Origin of the sequence: Lactovum miscens (genome assembly GCF_014202895.1) — a bacterium.
Taxonomy (GTDB): Bacteria; Bacillota; Bacilli; order Lactobacillales; family Streptococcaceae; genus Lactovum; species Lactovum miscens.
In genome coordinates this window covers 38,376-60,305 of sequence record NZ_JACHHV010000004.1, presented here as the reverse complement: position 1 = coordinate 60,305, position 21,930 = coordinate 38,376, and the positions used below count along the sequence as shown (strand labels likewise).

At 35.9% G+C, this 21,930-nt stretch carries 17 protein-coding genes; 4 read left to right on the top strand and 13 right to left on the bottom strand.

The features are described from left to right. From HNQ37_RS01895 to HNQ37_RS01875, 5 genes are all read right to left on the bottom strand, one after another. Nucleotides 1–918 carry an aspartate carbamoyltransferase catalytic subunit gene (locus HNQ37_RS01895; protein WP_183538780.1) on the bottom strand — a complete coding sequence of 306 codons (918 nt, stop codon included), beginning with the start codon at nucleotides 916–918 and terminating at the stop codon, nucleotides 1–3. Between the two features lie 969 nt (nucleotides 919–1,887). Continuing rightward, complete coding sequence (locus tag HNQ37_RS01890; protein ID WP_183538778.1) at nucleotides 1,888–3,390, bottom strand: ABC transporter permease/substrate-binding protein; 1,503 nt, start codon at nucleotides 3,388–3,390, stop codon at nucleotides 1,888–1,890. After that, nucleotides 3,387–4,307 carry an ATP-binding cassette domain-containing protein gene (locus HNQ37_RS01885; RefSeq protein ID WP_183538776.1) on the bottom strand — a complete coding sequence of 307 codons (921 nt, stop codon included), beginning with the start codon at nucleotides 4,305–4,307 and terminating at the stop codon, nucleotides 3,387–3,389. Before HNQ37_RS01885 ends, HNQ37_RS01890 begins: the two co-directional genes overlap by 4 nt. A gap of 481 nt (nucleotides 4,308–4,788) precedes the next feature. Beyond that, nucleotides 4,789–5,127 carry a hypothetical protein gene (locus HNQ37_RS01880; protein WP_183538774.1) on the bottom strand — a complete coding sequence of 113 codons (339 nt, stop codon included), beginning with the start codon at nucleotides 5,125–5,127 and terminating at the stop codon, nucleotides 4,789–4,791. A 230-nt stretch (nucleotides 5,128–5,357) separates the two neighbouring features. Further along, nucleotides 5,358–6,665, bottom strand: coding sequence for a dihydrolipoyl dehydrogenase family protein (locus tag HNQ37_RS01875; RefSeq protein ID WP_183538772.1), 1,308 nt, complete (start codon nucleotides 6,663–6,665; stop codon nucleotides 5,358–5,360). Nucleotides 6,666–6,897: 232 nt separating this feature from the next. Here HNQ37_RS01875 and HNQ37_RS01870 point away from each other — a divergent pair, with 232 nt between their 5' ends. Both HNQ37_RS01870 and HNQ37_RS01865 read left to right on the top strand, forming a co-directional pair. Continuing rightward, entirely contained in the window at nucleotides 6,898–7,338 is a 441-nt protein-coding gene (locus HNQ37_RS01870) for a universal stress protein (RefSeq protein ID WP_183538770.1), read from the top strand. Nucleotides 7,339–7,377: 39 nt separating this feature from the next. Further along, a complete protein-coding gene (locus tag HNQ37_RS01865; protein ID WP_183538768.1) occupies nucleotides 7,378–7,506 on the top strand; it encodes a DUF4044 domain-containing protein in 129 nt (42 codons plus the stop codon). Between the two features lie 77 nt (nucleotides 7,507–7,583). Here the strand turns inward: HNQ37_RS01865 and HNQ37_RS01860 are convergent, their stop codons facing one another. From HNQ37_RS01860 to HNQ37_RS01850, 3 genes are all read right to left on the bottom strand, one after another. After that, complete coding sequence (locus HNQ37_RS01860) at nucleotides 7,584–8,504, bottom strand: magnesium transporter CorA family protein (protein WP_183538766.1); 921 nt, start codon at nucleotides 8,502–8,504, stop codon at nucleotides 7,584–7,586. A 298-nt stretch (nucleotides 8,505–8,802) separates the two neighbouring features. After that, nucleotides 8,803–9,156: a PspC domain-containing protein gene (locus HNQ37_RS01855; protein WP_183538765.1), complete on the bottom strand. Its 354-nt coding sequence runs from the start codon at nucleotides 9,154–9,156 to the stop codon at nucleotides 8,803–8,805. A gap of 5 nt (nucleotides 9,157–9,161) precedes the next feature. Further along, nucleotides 9,162–10,175: a DUF4097 family beta strand repeat-containing protein gene (locus tag HNQ37_RS01850; protein WP_183538763.1), complete on the bottom strand. Its 1,014-nt coding sequence runs from the start codon at nucleotides 10,173–10,175 to the stop codon at nucleotides 9,162–9,164. Nucleotides 10,176–10,383: 208 nt separating this feature from the next. Here HNQ37_RS01850 and recU point away from each other — a divergent pair, with 208 nt between their 5' ends. Continuing rightward, the gene (gene recU / locus HNQ37_RS01845; RefSeq protein ID WP_183538761.1) at nucleotides 10,384–10,992 is read left to right on the top strand and encodes a Holliday junction resolvase RecU; all 609 of its coding nucleotides are present in this window, start codon (nucleotides 10,384–10,386) and stop codon (nucleotides 10,990–10,992) included. 10 nt (nucleotides 10,993–11,002) lie between these two features. Then, the gene (locus tag HNQ37_RS01840) at nucleotides 11,003–13,204 is read left to right on the top strand and encodes a transglycosylase domain-containing protein (protein WP_343066563.1); all 2,202 of its coding nucleotides are present in this window, start codon (nucleotides 11,003–11,005) and stop codon (nucleotides 13,202–13,204) included. A gap of 59 nt (nucleotides 13,205–13,263) precedes the next feature. Here the strand turns inward: HNQ37_RS01840 and HNQ37_RS01835 are convergent, their stop codons facing one another. The 5 genes from HNQ37_RS01835 to HNQ37_RS01815 all read right to left on the bottom strand — a co-directional run bounded on the left by HNQ37_RS01835 (nucleotide 13,264) and on the right by HNQ37_RS01815 (nucleotide 21,914). Beyond that, nucleotides 13,264–15,060, bottom strand: a complete 1,797-nt coding sequence (locus HNQ37_RS01835; protein ID WP_183538759.1) for a glycoside hydrolase family 13 protein — start codon at nucleotides 15,058–15,060, stop codon at nucleotides 13,264–13,266. A gap of 470 nt (nucleotides 15,061–15,530) precedes the next feature. Continuing rightward, nucleotides 15,531–17,924, bottom strand: a complete 2,394-nt coding sequence (locus HNQ37_RS01830; RefSeq protein ID WP_183538757.1) for a glycogen/starch/alpha-glucan phosphorylase — start codon at nucleotides 17,922–17,924, stop codon at nucleotides 15,531–15,533. A 56-nt stretch (nucleotides 17,925–17,980) separates the two neighbouring features. Beyond that, nucleotides 17,981–19,405: a glycogen synthase GlgA gene (glgA, locus tag HNQ37_RS01825; RefSeq protein WP_183538755.1), complete on the bottom strand. Its 1,425-nt coding sequence runs from the start codon at nucleotides 19,403–19,405 to the stop codon at nucleotides 17,981–17,983. A 212-nt stretch (nucleotides 19,406–19,617) separates the two neighbouring features. Next, nucleotides 19,618–20,769: a glucose-1-phosphate adenylyltransferase subunit GlgD gene (glgD, locus tag HNQ37_RS01820; RefSeq protein ID WP_183538753.1), complete on the bottom strand. Its 1,152-nt coding sequence runs from the start codon at nucleotides 20,767–20,769 to the stop codon at nucleotides 19,618–19,620. Beyond that, on the bottom strand, nucleotides 20,769–21,914 hold the full coding sequence (locus HNQ37_RS01815) for a glucose-1-phosphate adenylyltransferase (protein ID WP_183538751.1): 1,146 nt from the start codon (nucleotides 21,912–21,914) through the stop codon (nucleotides 20,769–20,771). The genes glgD and HNQ37_RS01815 overlap by 1 nt, the downstream gene beginning before the upstream one ends. Between the last annotated feature and the right edge of the window lie 16 nt (nucleotides 21,915–21,930).

Genomic DNA, 21,930 nt, shown 5'->3' with positions numbered 1-21,930 from the left:
TTATAACACCGCTTCAAGGATAGCCATTCGGGCATAGACACCATTTTGCATCTGTTTTACAATCCTCGATTGAGATCCTTCTACAAGTTGGTCGGCTAGTTCCACATCTCGATTAACTGGCGCTGGATGCATGATTATGGCTCCAGATTTCATCCTTTTTGCTCTTTCAAGGGTAAGTCCAAACGTTTGATGATAGTTTTCTTTGATAAAACCCTCATCTTCTGTATGACGCTCATGTTGTACTCGCAAAAGCATCACCACATCCATTTCACCTAGCAAATTATCAATTTGCATGTGCGGTCCAAATTCAGAAAATTCTTCTTCGGAATACCATTCTTCTGGACCAGAGAAATATACTTTAGCACCCAACCTTGTTAACATTTGGGCATTACTTCGCGCAACTCTTGAGTGGTCAATATCTCCAACAATTAAAATCTTGAGCCCTTCAAAAGTTCCAAATTCTTCCTGAATCGTCATTAGATCAAGCAGGCATTGTGAAGGATGTTGACCTGAGCCATCTCCTCCATTAACAATTGCTAAATGTAGATTTGGTGATTGAATCAGTTCATCATAATATTGATCCTGACTATGTCGAATCACACAGACGTCCACCCCCAATGCATCCAAGGTAAGAATAGTGTCATAAAGTGTTTCGCCTTTTGATAAACTAGACCCTACTGCATCAAATTCCAATACCTCTAGCCCTAATTTTCGCTCTGCAATTATGAAAGAGTTATGGGTTCTTGTCGAATTTTCAAAAAACAGGTTACTGGTAAATATTTGCTTCTTCCTTGGCTCCCATGAGGCTCCTGCTTTAAATTCATGAGCACGATCTAATAAGGTCAATATCTCTTCATTTGAAATATTTTCAATAGTTGTAAAATGTTTTAGCTTAACAATTGATTTCACGATTGGCATCATCCCTCCCTAGCCTAAAAGGCATAAAATAAAAGCCCATATCTGAATTACTTAAGAAGTAACAGATATGAACTTTTATGGTTTAAATATAGTTGAAAATGTGAAAATGGATTTAAAAGATGTTTAAAAATGAAATCAATTTGTTTAATTTTTGGTAAACACAAACGAATTTTTTTCTTCAACATTTTTTCCTCCGGACATTTTATCTAGTTTATCAGAATTATTAGTCAGGAGTTATTTCTAGAAAGTAAAATTTAAAAAAGATTAATTCAACGTTCGGATTTTCAAAAATTCAATTTGAAATTACAATTAAATAATGCGAAGAAACGGAGAATGCCACAAATAGTTTTTACGACTTTTGCTTCTGTAACATATTTCCAATTTCCCTTGATAAATCAAGTAAGTAATCAAAATAGCCAAGAAAAGACCTAACAAAGTTACCATAGCAATAAGGTATGAACTATTTTAAAATTGAAAAATAATGAAAATAAAGAGTTCCATTCCTTCCCACAAAACTGTCAGGAAAGACAAAAGACAGTAAGAAGAGACTAACGTAATGCATCCTGAGTTTCTTGAAAGTCTAGTTTCAACCGCACTAACACTTGAATTATGGTGAATCAAATAAGGGAGATAACTAATAAAGTCTGTAGAAACAAACATCATTATTACCCCTCAAATAGGCCATTATTTTCAATTTCTCCAAGTGTTAGGGAGGGGATGGTCCCACCAACGACACAGATTTGAAATGCGAGCAGAATACCAAAAAAACAAATTTCATAAGAATTTTTTATTTGTTTTTGTAAAGTTGAGTGAGAATGACCCTCAAAACAATTGAAGCTTCAACCCCTCACGTAAATCGAGAAAAAACCTGTCATAATTATTCCTTTTTATTTACAATTTCTAAAAATATAAAAAGTATTTAACAGGATAATAACATAAATCATTTTGAAATCTTCAGCCAATTAAAAATTAGTATAAACCTTGTGCTTTAAGAAAGTTTTTAGCAACTTTAGCCGGATCATCTTGTTTGACACTCACGTCATAGTTCATTTCAACCATTTGAGAATCATTAATTTTCCCAGCTAGTTTATTTAATATGTTCTCAAGTTCTGGATATTTTTTTAGCAAGCTCGCATTCATAAGTGGAGCTGCTTGATAAGGGGGAAAAAGTCCCTTGTCATCTTTTAGGACAGTTAAATTAAATTGTTTGATTTGACTATCTGTTGAATAAACTTCGGCTACATCAACACTCTGAGAATTAAGTGCTCCATAGATCAAACTATTCTGCATGGTTTTTACATTCATATTTAGACCATAAAGGCTTTGTAATCCCTTGTATCCATCTGAACGGTTGGCAAACTCAAGATCAAAACCAGCATTGATATTTGAGAGACCCGCCAATTCTGAAATTGTGGTAATTTTCTTTTCTTTGGCAAAATTTGTCTTAACAGCCAGAGCGTAGGTATCTTCAAACTTCATTGGAGAAAGATAAACCATGTTGTTAAGTTTTTGAATACCTACAGCAGCTTCTTTCCAGACCTCTGCAGGATCTGTAGATTTTGTTGTGTTCTTCAAAAAAGTAGAAGTAATTGTGCCTGTATACTCAGGATAGATATCTATTTTATTTGACTTCAAGGCATTGTACAGGAAGGTTGTATCGCCAAAGTTTGACTTTAAATTAACACGAATATTGCTATTCTTCTCGATCAAATCCTTGTACATATTTATAAGGATAGAAGGTTCTGCACCAAGTTTACCACCTATGGTAATTTGAGGATGCTTGGTCGTTTGAGGCTGATAATAAGAACCTCCAAGTAAGACTAGTCCCAGAAAGAAGGAAATGATAATAAAACGAATTTTTGCTCTTTCCAAGAATTTTAAGGCAGCTGAGAAAATCACCGCAAGAAGGGCTGACGAAATGGCACCAATCAAGATTAAATTGACATCGTTAGAGTTAATGCCGAGGAGAATGAAATTACCTAAACCACCTGCACCAATCAAAGCAGCTAGAGTGGCTGTACCAATAACCATAACTGTGGCAGTACGGATACCTGCCATTATAAACGGCATGGCTAAAGCCAGTTCAAATTTCATTAATCGCTCACGACGCGTCATACCAAACGCTGTGGCAGCTTCGGTCAGCGACGGATCTATCTGATTGAGCCCAGTATATGTTGTTTGAAGAATCGGAAAGATAGCATAAACAACTAAAGCAACAATAGCAGGGAGGCTCCCAATACCGATAAAGGGAATGAGTAAGCCCAGTAGTGCCAAACTTGGAATCGTTTGTAAAATCCCAGTAATTTGTAAAATTACTTCAGCAATTTTAGGATAACGACGCAGAAGTAAAGCCAAGGGAATCGCAATCAGAATCGCAATAAAGATTGAGATTAAAGAAATCTGAATATGTTGCAAAAGAGCTTGCCAGAATTGCCCTTGCTGACGCTGAAAAGTTGAAATTAATTGGTTCATACTGCACTAGCTCCTGCTAAAAATCTAACGATATCATCAGATGTGATTATATAATTTCCAAAGCGGATCACTTTTTCCTGTGCTAACTCATTGATCAAATCTGAAATTGAAAGATCAGCCGAAACTTCTTTCAATGAATAATCTGAAGTTTGTTCGGTTAGGTGTAAATCTGATACTTGTGATTGGCTTAAATCTTGATGATATTCTTGGAAAAAATGTGCTACAAATTTATTGGCCGGATGATGGAAAATTTCGCTCGGCTTATCAATCTGCTGAATGAGACCATCATTCATAATCGCAACACAATCAGCTAGAAGCAAGGCTTCATTTAGATCATGCGTCACAAAGACAATCGTTAACTGTAATTTTTTTTGCAAATCTTTGATAAATATCTGAAGTTGACGACGGGAAATTGGATCAAGCGCTGAAAAGGGTTCATCCATTAGTACAATATTAGGTTCTGAAGCAATAGCCCGCAAAATTCCTACACGTTGTTGCTCACCGCCTGATAATTCAATGGGAATTCGCTGAGCATAAACTTCTGGATCTAGACCAACCAATTCCATTAGTTCACGGCTGCGAGCTTGGCGTTTTTTCTTGTCCCAGCCCTTCATTTCCGGAATTAATTCAATATTTTCTGCTACTGTGAGATTAGGGAAAAGGGCAATCTGTTGGAGGACATACCCGATTGAGAGACGAAGTTGACGTAAGTCAACCGTCTTAGTATCTTGACCATCAATTAAGATTTGTCCTTCCGTCTGACTAATGAGCTGATTGATCATTTTGAGCGTTGTTGTTTTGCCAGAGCCACTTGGACCAACTAAAACAAAAAAGTCCCGACTTTCAATCTTAAAATTAGCATGATCAAGAATTTTCTTCTGTGCGTATGCCTTTGAAACATTTTTGAATTCTATCACTTTTACTCCTTACTGTTAATGGGCTGCGCAAGTAAGGTATTATGGTCCTCACTCATAGTTGGATGGTTATATATTTGTTTTCTCAAAAAGTTATATGGCATGTGTGCCTTCGTTGCTAAAAATATGAGATTGATAACCTTATGTGAATCTTCATGATAAAGTATAGCCCAGAATTTTACTACCATTTGGATCAGTTAAAACTTATAAGACTCCGTCTTCATTGGTAATTCTAGCTTTTACAATTTCTTCTGCTTTCACTTTAAATAAATTATATGTAATTTCTAGCGATTTAGCTTGTTTTTTATTTAAACTAATTCTTGATAAAGTAGATTCAATAAAGATACTATACCATAGGGAAGAGACGATCACTGAGTTTATGACTTCTATCGCCATAAAATTGGTTTTTCAAAATATTAAAATCATCAGTAGACAAGTAATAAAATTGATCTCCGCCTCAATATCCTTTATTGCTCAAATCTTTTCAGCAATGGCTTATGAGCCTTGTTAACTTTGATATATCCGCCAACGAAATACCATCGTCTTCTTGCTCCAGAAGTCTATCTGAATTGCTGATTAATGTAAATCTGCTTACTAACTGCTGATAGAATCCTAATCCAACGGCATCTGCTTCTAAGATCACAAAATGCTTTGGAAGCTTAGTTAATTCCATGATTTCTTTGTTGATTACTATATTCTTACTTTTAATAATTCCAGTAATGTCTGGAATTATTGGTGTCGCAGAGGTATCTATAAAAATATGATTGCAATTTTTACTTCCTTTTTTGAATATATTAACTATTAACCAAGTATAATTTTTCATTGCTTTTTACAAGCTTAAATGACCTTAACTTAGGTATTCAAGTAAACTACTTTATAATTGAATACCTAGTCTTAAAGTTATACTATAAATCAATCATCTTAAAATTTTATAGCGGAATTTCTTCAGCCTACGTTTTGAAAGGAATTTAAGGATCTATTGAAGAGATATCTATGTATTTTAATAGTTTTAAAAATCTACCAATATTTTGACTAATTTTATTGGTCATTACTTCAAAAGAAATAATTCAGATCGCTAGCAATTGTAGGATAAGCTAAAATCATCTGATCAAGCTGTTCTAAAGAAACCTTTTTTTGAATCAAGATCGTAATGAGATTGACAAGTTCATCTGCCACATTACTAATAATCGAAGCACCAACTAGTTCTTTTTGATCATTTATTGCTACTTTTACCTTTGCAACAGGATCAGCAATTCGACGATAACTATACCAAGAACTTGTGTCAAAGAACTTCACTTTGATATTTTTTCCCTCTAAGATCCCGACTTCTGCCATTTTGGTAGAACCATAAACCACTGACGGAATCACAGGATAATTAATCATTTTTGGATTTTCCATTTCTAAGTTATCGCCTAAATAATTTCCTTCAAATTCGGAGACTGGTGTCAAATGAGGAACAGATTTGGCAACCACGTCACCTAGGGCATAGATATTAGGATTTGAACTTTGCAAAAATTCGTCAACAATCACCCCTGAAGAACTTGTCTCCACTCCAAGTACATCGAGGTTAAGCAAATCAATATTTGGAACTCTGCCAACTCCTTCTACAACGAAGTCAGTTTCCAGTGTAAAGCCATTGTTTCCTGTAAGAATTAAACCTTTTGAAGTTTTTTCAACTTTACTAATTAATATTTGACTTTTAAATTCAATCCCAAGGGATTTCAAATTTTCCAAGTAAGCTTCACCAATCTCCTTGTCAAAGTGGGCGATCTTTAAATTGGACTGTGCAATAATAGTCACATGAGCCCCAGCTCCCTTGGCCAACTGAGCCAATTCAAGCCCTACGGGACCAGTCCCTAAAAAGGTAATATTTTGGGGAAGATGTTCAAGATTCAAAAAATGATTACTGTCGTTCAAATACTCTGCGCCTTCAATACTTAGATGGCGAGCACGTGAACCTGTGGCAATAATGTATTTCCTTGCCGAATAGACCCTTCCGTCTACAACAAGCTCTTCCGAACTGGTAAACTTTGCCTTGCCATAAATACATTCTATGCCTGATTTTATCAATCCATTAAATGTTCTTTCGGCATAAGGGTCTGTGATTTCTAATTTACGTTGCCTCATAGATTCCCAATCAATTTTTAAGCCTCCACTTAAGCCTTCACCAAAAAGCTGGTCTGCATGTTGCTTGGCCTCAACTACTGCCATCATGACTTTTGTTGGATCACAACCGTAATTTGGACAAGTACCACCCCATTTATCCTTTTCAACCACAGCTACTTTGTAATTTCGGGCTTTCAATTTATAAGCAAGCGCAAGCCCCCCAGGACCACTACCAATGATAATGAAATCGAACATTTTTTCTCCTTTCATCTTACTCTTAGTGTAGACGATAAAACCTACAATTTCAATATCAAAGCTCACAACTTTTATATTTTTTTGTTTTCATAAAGTTTTTCGATTTATTTCAAGTATTTTCTTTCATATATTTCTATATTTTCGAAAAATTTACATTTATGTCGCACAATAATAATGTACTTTTCAGGTATTAGTGTTAAAATTAGGTTAAGAAAGTAGGAGGTATTTCAAAATGATTGACAATTATCATAAAATCCTAGTCGGTATTGACGGCTCTGTTGAATCTACTAAAGCTTTTGACAAGGCTGTGGCTATCGCTTTGCGTAACGATGCAGAGTTGATTCTTGTAAACGTTATTGATTTACGCGCCTATCAATCACTTGCCTCTTACGGTAGCTCTGTCTTAGCAGATGACACACAACGAGGTGCGGAAAACTTAATTAACGATTTTGCCGAAGATGCTAAAGTTGCTGGTGTGACAAAAATTAAGACACGCGTAGAATTTGGTTCACCAAAGGTTATGATAGGGCAAACACTCCCAAAAGAAGAGGAAGCTGATCTTATTGTGCTTGGTGCAACTGGTCTCTCATATGTTGAGCGTATCTTCATTGGTTCTGTTGCTCAATATATTATTAGCCGTGCACCTTGCGACGCTTTAATTGTTCGTAATTAATCTTGAATTAGTAAGAAAATAGTGTATAATACCCTACATATGGCTAAGTATAAAAAGAAAAAAAGTCCCTTTATGACAGTTGTAAAGGTTGTAGTTATTATCATGTTCGTAATCATGATTGGAATGACCGTCGGACAAATGATTATCCAATTACCAATTTGGCATTAAAATAAAAGAGAGAAGCTAAAACCAAGCTTCTCTTTTTTTTTATAAATATATCTATATTTTATAAACAAATTTTCTGCTTACATCATATCTTTTTTTCGTAATACCCAAGAAACAACTCCACAAACAATCAAAGTCATACCAATTATTATCCAAACAATCCAAGAAAAACTCTGACCAGGAATTGGAACATTAATTCCATAAAATCCAAAAACTACGGCTGGAATACCAAGAACAAAAGTTGCTGAAGTCATAATTTTCATCACAATGTTTAGATTATTAGCAACAATGTTTGAAAATAAATCACGTAAATTTTCAATCAGCCTCGCTTGCATACGGGCCTCTTTTTTTGCCTGTTCAGTATCAATGTACAGGTCAAAAACACTTTCGGCAAAACCATCATCACCTTGTTCCTTCAACACATCAATATATTTTTTTAAAACTTGAAGATTATTATCCAATGCCTCCTGAATATAAACTAGACTAGCTTGCATACGAATCATCTCCAGAAGTTGATCATTCTGAGTTGATTTTGAAATGCTTTTTTCAATCACTGCACGACGTTTTTTAAAGTTAGCTAAGTAATTAGCAAAATCTTTTGTCATTACAGAAATAATCTGATGGGCGATTTCATGTTTAAATTTTTTGGGATTATAAGAACGTTGTACTACCTCATCATTTAGATGAACTTCATGATTGAGAGAAAAAATAACTTTATCTGCTGCCGTAGTAACAAGAGCAAAAGGAAAAGTTTGAACTTCACCGTTTTCAACTGATGCAGCAAATTGAAGTAATAGGAGCGTATTACCATTTTTATCAGATTCGAAACGAGCATTCTCATAATCATCAAGTATCCCTCCCAAATAATCAAAAGGAAAATCAAATTTTTTTGAAATTACACCTATTTCTCCCCTGCTTGACTGGAAAACAAATGAAAAATCCCTAAATTCCTCTACCACTACAAGCTTATGCTCACTATTCAATCCATAATTCTTTATCATAACAGAATTCTAACATATCAAGAGTGAAGCGTGTTATTCTTTTGTGTTTTAGAGTAAAAATTGGCATTTAGAGGTATACCCTAATGCCTGTTTTGGGATATAAAAATACATTTTTAGACCTTTTTCCTCATAGTTCCATTTTGTTATTCAAGTTTATCAAACAATCTATCTGATCTGAATCCTTTTAAGATTATAATAATAAAAGGGAGCATTGTACGAAATAAAATATATTATAGCTTATTTCTTGATAAAGGTATTATAACAAAAGGCACTTTATCAAGCGCCTTTTGTTATATACTTAGAAGTCTGACCAGTCGTCTTTTTCATCCTTTACAGCTTCTGCTTCTTTGATCTTTCGACCTGTTGAACCAAAGTGATGTCCTCTTGGCTCATAGTAACTTGAGTGAGTTTCCCAAGTTTTCTCATGTGACGAACGTTGGTAATCTTTTTGACCACTGTAATCCCTTGGCATAATTACTGCGAGTACAATATAGAGGAGAATTGGTGAGCCAACCCCCATCACTACTAAGGCTATATAGATAATTCGTATGATATTAATAATCTGATCATCTAAGCCAAAGTATTCACCAATACCACCAATAACGCCTGAGAACCAACGGTTGTCATTTGATTTTGTTAGCCTCTTCTTCATGTGATTTATTCACCATCCTTTAACCAAATTGTACCTGACTTAATTTCCATATCAAATGTCAAATTGTCTGAGCCACTGCGCACAACTGTAGCCCCATTTTTTCCTGACTCAAAAGGTTGGTCAAGACGTAATCGAGTCTTATAACCACCAAAAACAGTTTTTACACGTCCTGTCAAAGCAAGTGTTTCAGGAACTGATAGTTTAATATCTCCATTAATATTTTTGACATTCAAACTTTTTGCACGGCGATCACGTTGTGTGATGCGTACTGAACCATTCGTTAATCCTGCTGATGCCTCGACAAAGCTTCCATCAAACTTTATATCTCCGTTGATTAGATCAAGAGATAATTTTTCAGATGTTGTATTATTCAAAAGTAGTTCACCATTCTTGCTTGAGACAACAATGTCCTTAGCTGTCAGATTATCAATATCTACTTTTCCATTCAATAACACAAACTTAAGTTCTTCATATTCTTTTCTAGGAAGATAAAGATTGACATCAGCGGCAACTCGGCCATTTGCAAAAATATTCAAGACTTCATCCAAAACTTCAACTTTGGTATTTTCAGAAATGTAAGCTTCAAAATCACTTGTTGGCCCAAAGACTTTGTAATCCACCTTAATATGAGCATTATCTCCAGAAGAAATTACAACTTTTCCTGCCTTCACATCAAGCCTAACTGAGTGAAAACTTTCAGCAATATCAAATTCAACAGTTTTATCTTGAGTTTTTACTTTTGGCCAGCCATTTGAAAAATCAACATTATCATCAACTGTTTTTGAGAGCCCTTTGAAAGCTTCAACAATTTTATCAGCTGCCTGATTGAAGGTGTTCTTAATGGATTCACCAGTGTCCTGCTTGTGACTTTCAAAACCTTCTTTATCAAAATTTTTATTTTCCTCAGACTTGATATCTTCAGAACTTATATCTGCTTTTTCAAGCAGCTCAATTGCCTCATCATTTGTAATAATACCTTTACGCATAAGGTCCAAGATTCTTTCTTTTTTATCAGCCATTATTTTGTCTCCTTAGTACCCCTCCTGCTCAAAAGGGCTTCTTTATTTACATTCTTATTCTAACAAAGGCTTGTCAATAAAATATCAGCCCAAAGACTGATTTTTTTTATCAATTTGAAAAGAGTGTAGCCCCTCAATGTATGCCTCGCTTATATTCACAATGATTTATTAGCAATTATGTTATAATTATGAAGGTTTAATCTAAAATATGATAAATTATCCAAATGGTCAAAAAACAAAGTCTTTTAAGACTTATAGCCCAAGTTGTCCTAAAAAGCCAACAAATTTTGCAAAACGTGGGATGAGTTTTGAAGAAGATATCAATGCGACTAACGAGTATTATCTGAGTCAAGAAATAGCTGTGATTCATAAAAAACCAACCCCTATTCAAATCGTGCATGTTGACTATCCTGCTCGAAGCCGCGCAAAGATTACTGAAGCATATTTCAGACAGGCCTCCACAACCGATTACTCTGGGGTTTATAAGGGTAGATATATCGATTTCGAAGCAAAAGAGACAAATCAAAAACAATCCTTCCCTCTAAAAAATTTTCACCATCATCAAATTGAACACATGAAAGCAGTCCTCAAGCAAGAGGGCGTTGCCTTCATTCTTCTTCATTTTTCTAGTAGGCTTGAAACTTATTATTTGCCTGCTTCAAAAATGGTTGAATTTTATGAAGAAAATAAAGGACTAAAATCTATGCCCCTTGATTTTATCCAAAAGTATGGTTTTCTTCTTCCCAATCAACAAATTCCACGAATTCCATACATTGAAATTATAAGAAATCAGATAGGTGGTGGTCTAAATAGCTGAGAAACGTAATGTGTCAAATAAATCTCTTGCGAATAAAACAATCAAAAACAAGTCTTCCCGACCCAAAAAAAAGTTTCGTGTTGGACGCATTATAAAATGGGTACTTATTCCAATTTTGACACTTGGTATTGTGGGATTTATTTTTGGAGCTCTTCTTTTTGTTTCATATGCATCAACTGCTCCAAAGCTCAACATGAATCAATTACAATCTCCAAATAACACTGTTATTTATGACTCAAATGGGAATGTGATGGCTCAGCTTGGTGTCGAAAAACGTGTAAATATAACAAGTGATCAAATTCCAATGACTCTGGTTGATGCTATTACTTCTATAGAGGATCACCGTTTCTTTGACCATCGTGGTGTTGATCCAATTCGAATTTTAGGTTCAGTCTTACACAATGCTTCAAGTGACACCACTCAAGGTGGATCAACCCTCACACAAGAATTGATCAAACTTTCATTCTTCACAACCAGCGCATCTGACCGTACAATTAAGCGGAAGGCCCAAGAAGCTTGGATGTCAATTGAATTAGAGAAAAAGCTTTCTAAGGCAGAAATTCTTACACTTTATGTCAATAAAGTTTATATGTCCAACAGCTATTATGGTATGCAAACTGCTGCCCAGAACTTCTACGGAAAGCCTTTGACTCAGTTAACTTTACCTCAAATAGCTCTATTAGCTGGTATTCCTCAGGCTCCTGCTCAATATGACCCTTATAATTCTGCGACACAAGGCTATGCGAAGACGCGACGGGATCTAGTTTTAGAAGCAATGTACAAATATGGGAAGATCACAAAGACTGCTGAAGAAACAGCCATAAAAACACCAATTACTGATGGCCTTCAACCCTTGTCAACAACAAGTTCCATTCCCTTACAATATAACAATTTTATCACTCAAGTTCTTCTACAAGTTCAAGCAGATACTCATCAAGATCCTTCAACCACCCCAATGAAGATCTATACAACAATGAATTCAGATGCTCAAAATCAGCTTTATAACGTTTTCAATGGTACTGGTGTGAACTACCCTGATGGGCAGCAAGTGGCTGCAACAATCGTTGATCCAAAAACAGGAGCGGTAATTGCCCAGCTTGGTGGACGTAATCAATCAACTGATTCAGTACTTGGAAATAATCCAGCCGTCAATACAGATCGCGACTGGGGTTCATCAATGAAGCCAATGACAGACTATGCACCAGGTATTGATAACGGAACCTTCAAATCAACTGCGCAAGTCTTTGATGATAGCCCCTATAATTATCCTGCTGTACCTGGCCAACCTACTGTAGCTGTCAACGACTGGGATAATCGATATATGGGCAATGTCACAATGCGTGTCGCCCTTTGGCAATCTCGTAATATACCTGCCGTTAAAGCTCTTGCAACGGTTGGACTTGATGCTTCATCAGCCTTTCTATCTAAAGTTGGCATTAACTACCCAGCTGAGCACTACTCAAATGCGATCTCAAGCAGCGCAGACAAATCCGGGAACCAATGGGGTACAAGTTCAGAGAAACAAGCTGCTGCTTATGCAGCATTTGCAAATGGGGGGTATTACACTAAGCCATATTATGTTTCAAAAATTGTCTACTCAGATGGAGTTTCTAAAGACCTAACTCCTTCTACCAGTCGTGTTATGAAAGAAACAACTGCTTACATGATTACAGATATGTTAAAAGGTGTTATTCCTTATGGTACAAATGGCTCAAGCTTCCCACCAAATCGTCTGAGTCAACTAGGGCTTCATCAAGCAGGTAAGACTGGTACTTCAAATTATTCTGATGAACAAATTGCACAACTAAAAGCTTCTAGTACTAACGAAGTTCCAGATGAAACTTTTGTGGGCTATACTAAAGATTACTCAATCGCAGTCTGGACTGGTTATTCAGACAAGCTTTATCCAGTTCAAGATATTCTTGTTCCAAGTGAAGTCTATACTGCGATGATGTCTTATTTCTATGCTAACCCTGCAACTAGCTCTGACTGGACAATGCCTTCCGGTGTAAATCGTTATGGCTCAGAACTTTACTTAGCTGGTGCAACACCTCCATCGTCTTCATCAAGTTCTTCAAGCTCTTCAAGTTCTTCATCGTCAAGTTCTAGTTTAAATTCTTCAACGACGAGCAACGGACAAGGCTCTTCTACTAATTCCAATACTTCTAGTAGCCAAAATGGAACTAGTACTAGTTCCGGAAATGGTAACTGACATTCAATAACGTAAGAAAAATCCCTTGGCTCCAGAGTAGCCAAAGGATTTTTCTTAAATTAGAATCTTTTTAAACAACTGAACTTGGAAGCTATTTCAATTACTCCTATGAGAGAGAGATCTTCATATAAGTTATGATCTCTTAAAAAAATTATATCTACAGGGTTAATTGTGACTGAGCTTTCATTTGGATTTGCAATATAAATAGATGATGAATGCTCACTACAACGGAGTATTGCTAAACAGTTACCAACGAAACCAACGTTGAAATCACCAGTCTTGAGTGCCTCATTTTCTAAACGTTCATGTGCCCAATAGTGGTACAAGGTATAAAATGGTTCATGAATATCATTCCAAGGAAAAAATTTACGGTTTTCAGGATCCTTGTTACCAGTCATTCCCGCCTCATCCCCATAATAGATAGTAGGAACACCTGGCATTACAAACATCATACCAATTGCAATATCCATGCTCTTCTCTCCAACCATCGTGAGAATTCGCTCAGTATCATGACTTCCAATATTGTTTAAATTCCCATAGAATATAGACTTTGGATAGTTCTCTCGTAGTGTCATTAATTGGCTAGCAACTTCCTCTGCTGAGATATTTCTAAGTACATAGTTAATTATCAAATCGCGCAAAGGATAATTCATTACACCCTGTAAGGCTTCACCTAAAATATAGTTACGTCGTTGATTATATGCAAGTTTGTTTGAAGCATCTTCCCAGACCTCACCAATTAAAACCTTCTGACCATCTGTGTCAGTTAGGTTCTTTCTTATTCCACGAATAAATGAATCAGGAAGCTCATCAGCAACATCTATACGCCACCCATCTATTCCAAATTCATTCCATTTGCTCAGTACAGATTCCTTACCTCCATAGATAAATTGTTGAAAACTTGGACTATTTTTATCTACCTCAGGCATATTTTTAAATCCCCACCAAGTTTTGTAATCTTCTGGCCAGTTTATAAATTTGAACCACTCATAATAAGGACTCTCTTTACTTTGAGCCGCTCCTAACTCTTTACCAAAAGTACCAAAACGATTGAAATACTCTGAATCATCACCTACATGACTAAAGACACCATCAAGGATAATGTGCATACCATTTTCATGAAGCTTATCAACTAACTTTTGAAAATCAGCTTCAGTCCCAAGCACAGGATCAATACGCATATAATCTAACGTATCATACCTATGGTTGGATTTTGACAAAAATATTGGATTTAAATAAAGAGCATTAACTCCAAGCTCTTTTAGATATGGAATTTTAGCAATAATTCCTTTGATGTTTCCACCATAAAAGTCCCAGCGCGCAATTTCGCCCGTTTTGATATCTTTAATATAGAAGGGGTCATCACTCTCTTGAGCATATAAAAAACTATTTGCCTTTGGTGCATTGATATGACTATCTAAGTTTCCATTAAAAAAACGATCAGGGAAAATTTGATAAAAGATAGAGTTTTTGTACCAGTCTGGAGTCTCATCTTCACCATCAAAAACAGTAACCTGAAAGGGGCGAATCAGGCCAGCATCTTCAACCAGATAACCTTCACCACCAAGCAAAGACGACGAATAATAGAGTCGGCGTCCTCCCCAGTCTGACTGTTCAACTATCTCAAAGTGATAGAAGTAGAGGGCGTGCCCATGGTCAAAAGTTACAACAGTTTCAAAAGTCCGCTCATCAATTCTAAGCATTTCAAACTCATGAGGTGTTCCGAAGTCACGGTGAATCACCATCTTTACTGAAACATCTCCATCCGCAACAAAACGAATTCTCATCAGCTGGTTATTTCGAACCGCACCGAAAGGTTCTTTATGGAATATTTTCCAAGGATTATAACTATACATGTGGTCTAATTATACCAGCTTTCGTGTAATTTATTTATTGTTTAAAGACTTTTCGCTCAATTTCTTGGGGTTGGTCAAACTTATCTTCATTTTTTTAAATGATGCTTTATACATATACATGTATATGAAAAAATCAAAAAAGTTAATACCATTAAAAAAGTTAAGTCACAATAAATGATTCATAAAAATGAATTTTTTAATGCTATTTTCTTGAAAATATACGATAAAATGCTAAATAAAATTGAAATTATTTTGAGGAGAATATGAATCAGAAATTACCCATTTGTCCTAAGCTGGAAAAAGTATTTCAGCTATAAGACATTTAAAAAGGGATATAATAATTCAAGCTTAATTATTTTGAAATAGGACCTAAAAAAACCTTCCCTGTTAACCACGAAACATAAATATACTACAAGGAACATAAAATTCTATTTCAGCATAAATATGCATCTATTATGTTATTCATAAAGTTATCTAGGATTAATTTGCCAGATCTGCTCAGCATATTCACGAACAGTTCTATCAGAACTAAACCGCGCAGCATTTGCAATATTGAGCAAGCAAGATTTGTTCCATGCATGACGATCACGATAGTAATCTTCAAGGCGTTTTTGTGTTTCAACATAAGAATCGAAGTCACGGAGAACAAAATATTCATCATTATAAACGGTCATTGAATCAAAGATCTCGCGACCTTCATTCTCAATATTTGGTATACTGCCATCCACAAAGGCATTAAGAATACGCTTTAATATTGGATTTGAATTATAAATCTCAGTAGATTGGTAGCGACCATTTGTGTAATACTCAAGAACATCATCCTTATTCATACCGAATATAAAGATATTCTCATCCCCAACAGCATCCTTAATCTCGATATTGGCGCCATCAAGTGTCCCGATTGTTAGAGCACCATTAAGCATAAATTTCATATTTGAAGTTCCCGATGCTTCAGTAGATGCAAGTGAAATCTGTTCCCCCACATTCGCTGAAGGAATGATTTGTTCAGCTAATGAAACATTGTAATTTTCAAGAAAAACAACCTTAAGTTTATCCTCAACATCTGTATCGCTATTAATCATATTTGCAACTTCATTAATAGCTTTGATGATAGCCTTGGCATATTGGTAGGAAGGAGCTGCCTTTGCTCCGAAGATGAAAACACGAGGAACCATGTTTTCAGCATTTCCATCCTTTATATCAAAGTAAAGCTTCATAATATGAAGAAGATTCAAAAGCTGACGTTTGTAGGCGTGGAGACGTTTTACTTGAACATCAAAGATTGCATTTGGATTAACCGTTATCCCATTCTTTTCAAGAATAAGCTTGGCTAAGCGTTCTTTATCATGGAATTTTACTGCTTCAAATTTGTTAAGAATTTCGTCATTATCTTGGAAGGCTTTCAAAACTGTCAGATCATTTAAATCTTTACGCCATGACTTGCCAATCGTCTCATCTATTAGACCAGATAATTCTTCATTGGCAATCTGAATCCATCTTCGCTCAGCAATACCATTAGTTTTATTGTTAAAACGTTCTGGGAAGATAATATAAAAGTCATGAAGCACAACATCTTTAAGCAAATCTGAGTGAATCTTTGCAACGCCATTTGTTGAATGTGAACCGATGATTGAGAGATTAGCCATGTGTACTTTACCGTCTTTAACGATACGTGTATTATGCACGAGAGAAGGTCCAACCTTAGGTATGTATTCCTTAGCAAAGCGATTATCTATTTCAACAATAATTTGATAAATTCTCGGAAGAAGTGATTTCATCATTTCTTCTGACCACTTCTCCATAGCTTCAGCCATAATGGTATGGTTCGTATATGACATTGTCTTAACAGTTAATTGCCAAGCTGATTCCCAGCTCATTTCGTGTTCATCAATAAGGATACGCATAAATTCTGGTATACAAAGAGCCGGGTGGGTATCATTGATGTGAACTGCTACATGTTCAGGAATTCGTGGAAGTGGGAGCCCAAGGTTCAAATAGTGATTAACAATACGTTGTAAGCCAGCTGAAACAAAGAAATATTCTTGCTTAAGGCGGAGTAAACGGCCAGAATAATTCGAATCATCTGGGTAGAGGACAGCAGATAAAGTATCCACATCTTGCATATAATCAAGTGATGGATGTATTACCTCACTTCCTTCAGGTAATTCCGCACGCCAGAGGCAAAGATTATTTACGGTTTTATTCTCATAACCTACCATAGCAGTATCATATGGGACAGCAAGTATTGTTTCTTGGTTTTCAAAATGTGGAGTGTAACGACCATGTCCTATTTCTTCCATCCAAACATTTCCACCAAACTTTACTTCTACAGCTTTGTCCGAACGTCGAACTTCCCATGGATTTCCGTTAGTCAACCAAACATCTGGGAGTTCAACCTGATAGCCATCAATAATTCTTTGTTTGAAGAGCCCATATTTATAGCGAATACCATTTCCGTTACCAGGAAGTCCAGTTGAGGCAAGTGAATCCATAAAGCAACTCGCCAAACGGCCCAACCCACCATTGCCAATCGCCATGTCTTGCTCGTTTTCAGAAATTTTATCTAAATCTGACCCTATATCAGCTAATGCATCGCGTACTGTTTGCAAAAGTCCAAGATTCAAAAGATTGGATTTCAACATTCTTCCTGGCATAAATTCAATAGAGAAATAATAAGTCTGTTTGGCTGCTGTCTTATCTTTGTACTCATTGTCTTCAAGCCAAATTTTAGAATAATATCCCTTAATCACACGAGCAAGAGACATATAAATTTCCTGGTCATTGGCATTTTTTGTTGTTTTAGCAAAGTTTTGAGTGAGAGATTTTCTCAAATCCTCAGTAAATTGTTGCTTTGTCAATTCCATAATTTCTTTTCCTATTATTTAATTCAATTAGTAATAAAACTCAAGCTACTCTATAATCAAATTGACTTATAAAGTTCTAAGTAGTTATCTGCCTTTGTTTTCCAAGAAAAATCGATTAACATAGCATGCCGACGCATCTTTTCAATAGTTGCTGGATCTTTCCAATAAAGATCAATCGCACGATACACTAAATCTAGCAAAACCCTACCATTGAAATCAATGAAGCCAAAGCCTGTACCATCTTTTGTAATCGGATTATAAGGTATTACAGTATCCTTCAATCCCCCAATTTCGTGAACGATTGGTAACGTACCATAACGCATCGAAATCATTTGGCTGAGTCCACATGGCTCAAAGGCTGAAGGCATTAAGAAGAAATCCGATCCAGCATAGATCTCTTGAGCCAAATTCAAATCAAAGACTATATTTGCTCGGAAGTTATTTGGATACTTTTCTGCATAATAACGGAAGCCATTTTCCAATTCACTGTTTCCAGTACCAATTAATACAATTTGGACATCTTGTGAGAGAATCTCCTCCATCTCAGAGAGAACCAAGTTAAAACCTTTTTGATTTGTTAAACGAGAAACCATACCAATCATTGGTACACCTGGATCCACTGGCAGATTCATTCGTCTTTGCAAATGAATCTTAGCCGCTTGCTTACCCTTTAAATCTTTCGCTGTAAAGTGTGTCGTTAAAGCCGGATCTTTGGCTGGGTCAAAGACATCATAATCAATACCATTAAGAATACCTGACACCTTATCTGTAACGTACCGAAGAATTGAATCAAGGCCACAGCCAAACTCTGAAGTTTTAATTTCCTCTGCATAGCTTGGCGACACTGTGGTTATGCGATCTGCATAAAGGATACCTGTTTTTAAAAAATTTAATGCATTATTGTGCTCAAGTACTCCTTCGTCAAAGCGGTTTTTACTAACATTAAAGAGAGCTAATGCACTGGGATCCATGGCACCCTGAAATTCAATGTTGTGAATCGTCAAAACTGTTTTGATTTTACGATAAGCTTCAATCCAGTTATATTTTTCTTTCAATAGAAAAGGAATCATCGCTGTGTGAAAGTCATTTACATGAACCAAGTCTGGAATCCAATCAAAACGTTCAAGAAGTTGGCAAATTGCCAATTGGAACCACGCAAAACGCTCTCCATCATCAATGTAGCCATATAAATTATCACGACCAAAGTATTGTTCATTTTCTAAGAAAATATATTTCACGCCATCTTTGACTAGGGTGTTAACTCCAACAAACTGACGACGCCATCCAACATCTACAAAGTCAAAAAATTCAAATTTAAGCTGCTGACGATATTCATTTTTAATACCAGAAAAGAGTGGAAGGACAACTTGGACTTCTTCTCCTTTTTTGGCTAGTTCTTTTGGCAGTGCACCCGTAACATCTCCAAGACCACCTGTCTTAAAGAAGGGAGCACACTCACTTGAAGCAAATAGGATTTTCATAAACATCCTCCTCATAGTAAAGTTAGTCAAACAAAAGCTACCTAGCAAGATTTACACAATTTGATTATATCATCTTAATTACTAATAATATGTGAATGATTTTTTAGATACCTTTATTTATAAGTAAAATTCTGTCAGAAATAATAAACATAACTGACAGAATTTATAGTTTTCTACCAAACAAAAATAACAATAGCTGGCAGAGAAAGTATTTAATTCTGAATAATATCTTCGGTAACATGAGTACCTTTTTTAATAACAATAGGGTTATCCGGAGTTCCTTCAATCTTTATTGCCTCTACTACTACTCCTTTATCAAGAATAGCATACTTGATTTGCGCACCCGATTTCACACGCGCATTAGTAAAAATCAGTGACTTGTCAACAGTGGCATCTGTTTCAATGAAAGAGCCACGACTAACTAAAGAATCAATCACAACGCCTTCAATTACGCACCCTGAACCAAATTGAGAGCGATGCGCCCATGAATTTTCAGCAAAGAAAGTTGGCACTTCATTCTTGATTTTCGTATAGATTGGATTAGCACCATAAAGTAAACTGGTGAAATTTGTCGAATCAAGCATTGCCATGTTTGCCTCATAATAAGACTTCACACTTAAGATATTGCTAACATATCCAGTATATTCGTAAGTATTGGTGTCAGCATCCCATAAGTGGTTGCGAAGAAGACGAGAAATTGATGAATACTCACCGTTTTTTTGCATTTCTTCAATAAAGGTAATTAGCCAATCTGTATCAACTATGAAAGTATTGAGTGCTAAATTTTCAAACTCTTGAACGGCGCCCTCCTTTTTAATCTGTTGCATATGTACCCCGTAAGCACGGTTATTTTCATCAAAGTGAACGACGGTATCATATGGCTCAAACTCCGTAGCAGGCATCTTCTTATAAACGGTTGTGATATGCTTATCTGAACTTTGATGAATCTTTAATACAGCCTGTAAATCTACATTAGCAATGATTTTAGACCCAATCAAAACTGTATAAGGTGCGCCTGATTTCTTCAAGAAATCAATCTGTTCATTGAAATAAGGAAGACCCTTATCCTTTTTTCTTTCAAAGTCCTGTTGAATATAGACAAACATGTGTGAAGCCAGTGAGTCAAGCCCCCACTCTTTACCGGATCCAATATGGTCAAATACAGATCGTGTCTCACCTTCATTGAAAAACATTAAGACATCCCTAACATTTGCATTTGAAAGAGACGAGAGAGGAAAGTCAATTAGACGATATTTACAGTCAAAAGGTAAAGTAGCAATAGGACGTTCATCTGTCAAAGGTGATAATCTGTCATAAGTTGTCACATTTGATAAGATAGCACACATTTTATTAAAATTTTTCATTATAGGTCATTCTCCTCTCCAACAATTTCACCGTGCCCAATGACCGCAATCTCATCTGGGGTACCTATGATGGATACATTATTGGCAATCTTTGCTCCCTCACCAACAATAGCATATTTGATCATTACATTTTTTCCAATTGAAGCGTGAGACATGACAAAACTATCTTCCACAATCGAATCTTCATGAATTTCGACATTCTGAGAAATTATAGAATGAATAACCGTTCCATCAACATAACAACCGTCACCAATCATTGCATTATGCACATGTGCCTTACTGGTAACAAAGTGAGGGGTTGAAATGTTGTTCCGGCTAAAGATACGCCAGTTACGATCGTAGATATTCAGTTCGTTACCGGGTGTTAAGAATTCCATATTGGCTTCATGAAGGCTGTCAATAGTACCAACATCTTTCCAATATCCTTTGAAACGATAAACAAATACATTTTCACCCGACTCAATGTATTGTGGGATGATATTTTGCCCAAAGTCTTCAACGGAGACTCCTTTTGATCGATTCGTTGTCAAAACTTCGCGAAGACGTTTCCAAGTAAAAATATAAATACCCATTGATGCCAAATTTGATTTTGGCTCCATTGGTTTTTCTTCAAATTCAATGATACGGCCATTGTCATCAGTATTCATGATACCAAAGCGTGAAGCCTCTTTGATTGGAACTTCCATAACGGACACTGTCAATGAAGCTTCTTTTGCTTTATGTTCTTCTAGCATTGCTTCATAATCCATTTTATAAATATGATCACCCGAAAGAATCAAAACATATTCTGGATTCATCTTGTCAATGTAATCAATGTTCTGATAAATGGCGTGTGAAGTACCCTCAAACCATTTTGATCCCTCTTGTGAACCATAAGGTTGTAGAATAGTGACCCCTGAATTAATTCCATCAAGTCCCCATGGTGCACCATTACCGATATGAGTATTTAACTCAAGGGGTTGGTATTGAGTGATAACACCTACATTATGAATATTTGAATTTGCACAGTTTGATAAGGCAAAGTCAATAATTCTATAACGCCCACCGAATGGCACTGCAGGTTTTGCAATATCTTTTGTAAGTTTTCCAAGGCGAGTGCCTTGACCGCCTGCCAGGATTAAAGCAAGCATTTCGTCATTTGCCATAATATTCTCCTTTATT

What these genes read in the sequence shown, in the direction of transcription:
- HNQ37_RS01895 (WP_183538780.1), bottom strand. Translation starts at nt 918, where the DNA reads ATGCCAATCGTGAAATCAATTGTTAAGCTAAAACATTTTACAACTATT.
- HNQ37_RS01890 (WP_183538778.1), bottom strand. Translation starts at nt 3,390, where the DNA reads ATGAACCAATTAATTTCAACTTTTCAGCGTCAGCAAGGGCAATTCTGG.
- HNQ37_RS01880 (WP_183538774.1), bottom strand. Translation starts at nt 5,127, where the DNA reads ATGAAAAATTATACTTGGTTAATAGTTAATATATTCAAAAAAGGAAGT.
- HNQ37_RS01875 (WP_183538772.1), bottom strand. Translation starts at nt 6,665, where the DNA reads ATGTTCGATTTCATTATCATTGGTAGTGGTCCTGGGGGGCTTGCGCTT.
- HNQ37_RS01870 (WP_183538770.1), top strand. Translation starts at nt 6,898, where the DNA reads ATGATTGACAATTATCATAAAATCCTAGTCGGTATTGACGGCTCTGTT.
- HNQ37_RS01865 (WP_183538768.1), top strand. Translation starts at nt 7,378, where the DNA reads ATGGCTAAGTATAAAAAGAAAAAAAGTCCCTTTATGACAGTTGTAAAG.
- HNQ37_RS01860 (WP_183538766.1), bottom strand. Translation starts at nt 8,504, where the DNA reads ATGATAAAGAATTATGGATTGAATAGTGAGCATAAGCTTGTAGTGGTA.
- HNQ37_RS01855 (WP_183538765.1), bottom strand. Translation starts at nt 9,156, where the DNA reads ATGAAGAAGAGGCTAACAAAATCAAATGACAACCGTTGGTTCTCAGGC.
- HNQ37_RS01850 (WP_183538763.1), bottom strand. Translation starts at nt 10,175, where the DNA reads ATGGCTGATAAAAAAGAAAGAATCTTGGACCTTATGCGTAAAGGTATT.
- recU (WP_183538761.1), top strand. Translation starts at nt 10,384, where the DNA reads ATGATAAATTATCCAAATGGTCAAAAAACAAAGTCTTTTAAGACTTAT.
- HNQ37_RS01835 (WP_183538759.1), bottom strand. Translation starts at nt 15,060, where the DNA reads ATGTATAGTTATAATCCTTGGAAAATATTCCATAAAGAACCTTTCGGT.
- HNQ37_RS01830 (WP_183538757.1), bottom strand. Translation starts at nt 17,924, where the DNA reads ATGGAATTGACAAAGCAACAATTTACTGAGGATTTGAGAAAATCTCTC.
- glgA (WP_183538755.1), bottom strand. Translation starts at nt 19,405, where the DNA reads ATGAAAATCCTATTTGCTTCAAGTGAGTGTGCTCCCTTCTTTAAGACA.
- glgD (WP_183538753.1), bottom strand. Translation starts at nt 20,769, where the DNA reads ATGAAAAATTTTAATAAAATGTGTGCTATCTTATCAAATGTGACAACT.
- HNQ37_RS01815 (WP_183538751.1), bottom strand. Translation starts at nt 21,914, where the DNA reads ATGGCAAATGACGAAATGCTTGCTTTAATCCTGGCAGGCGGTCAAGGC.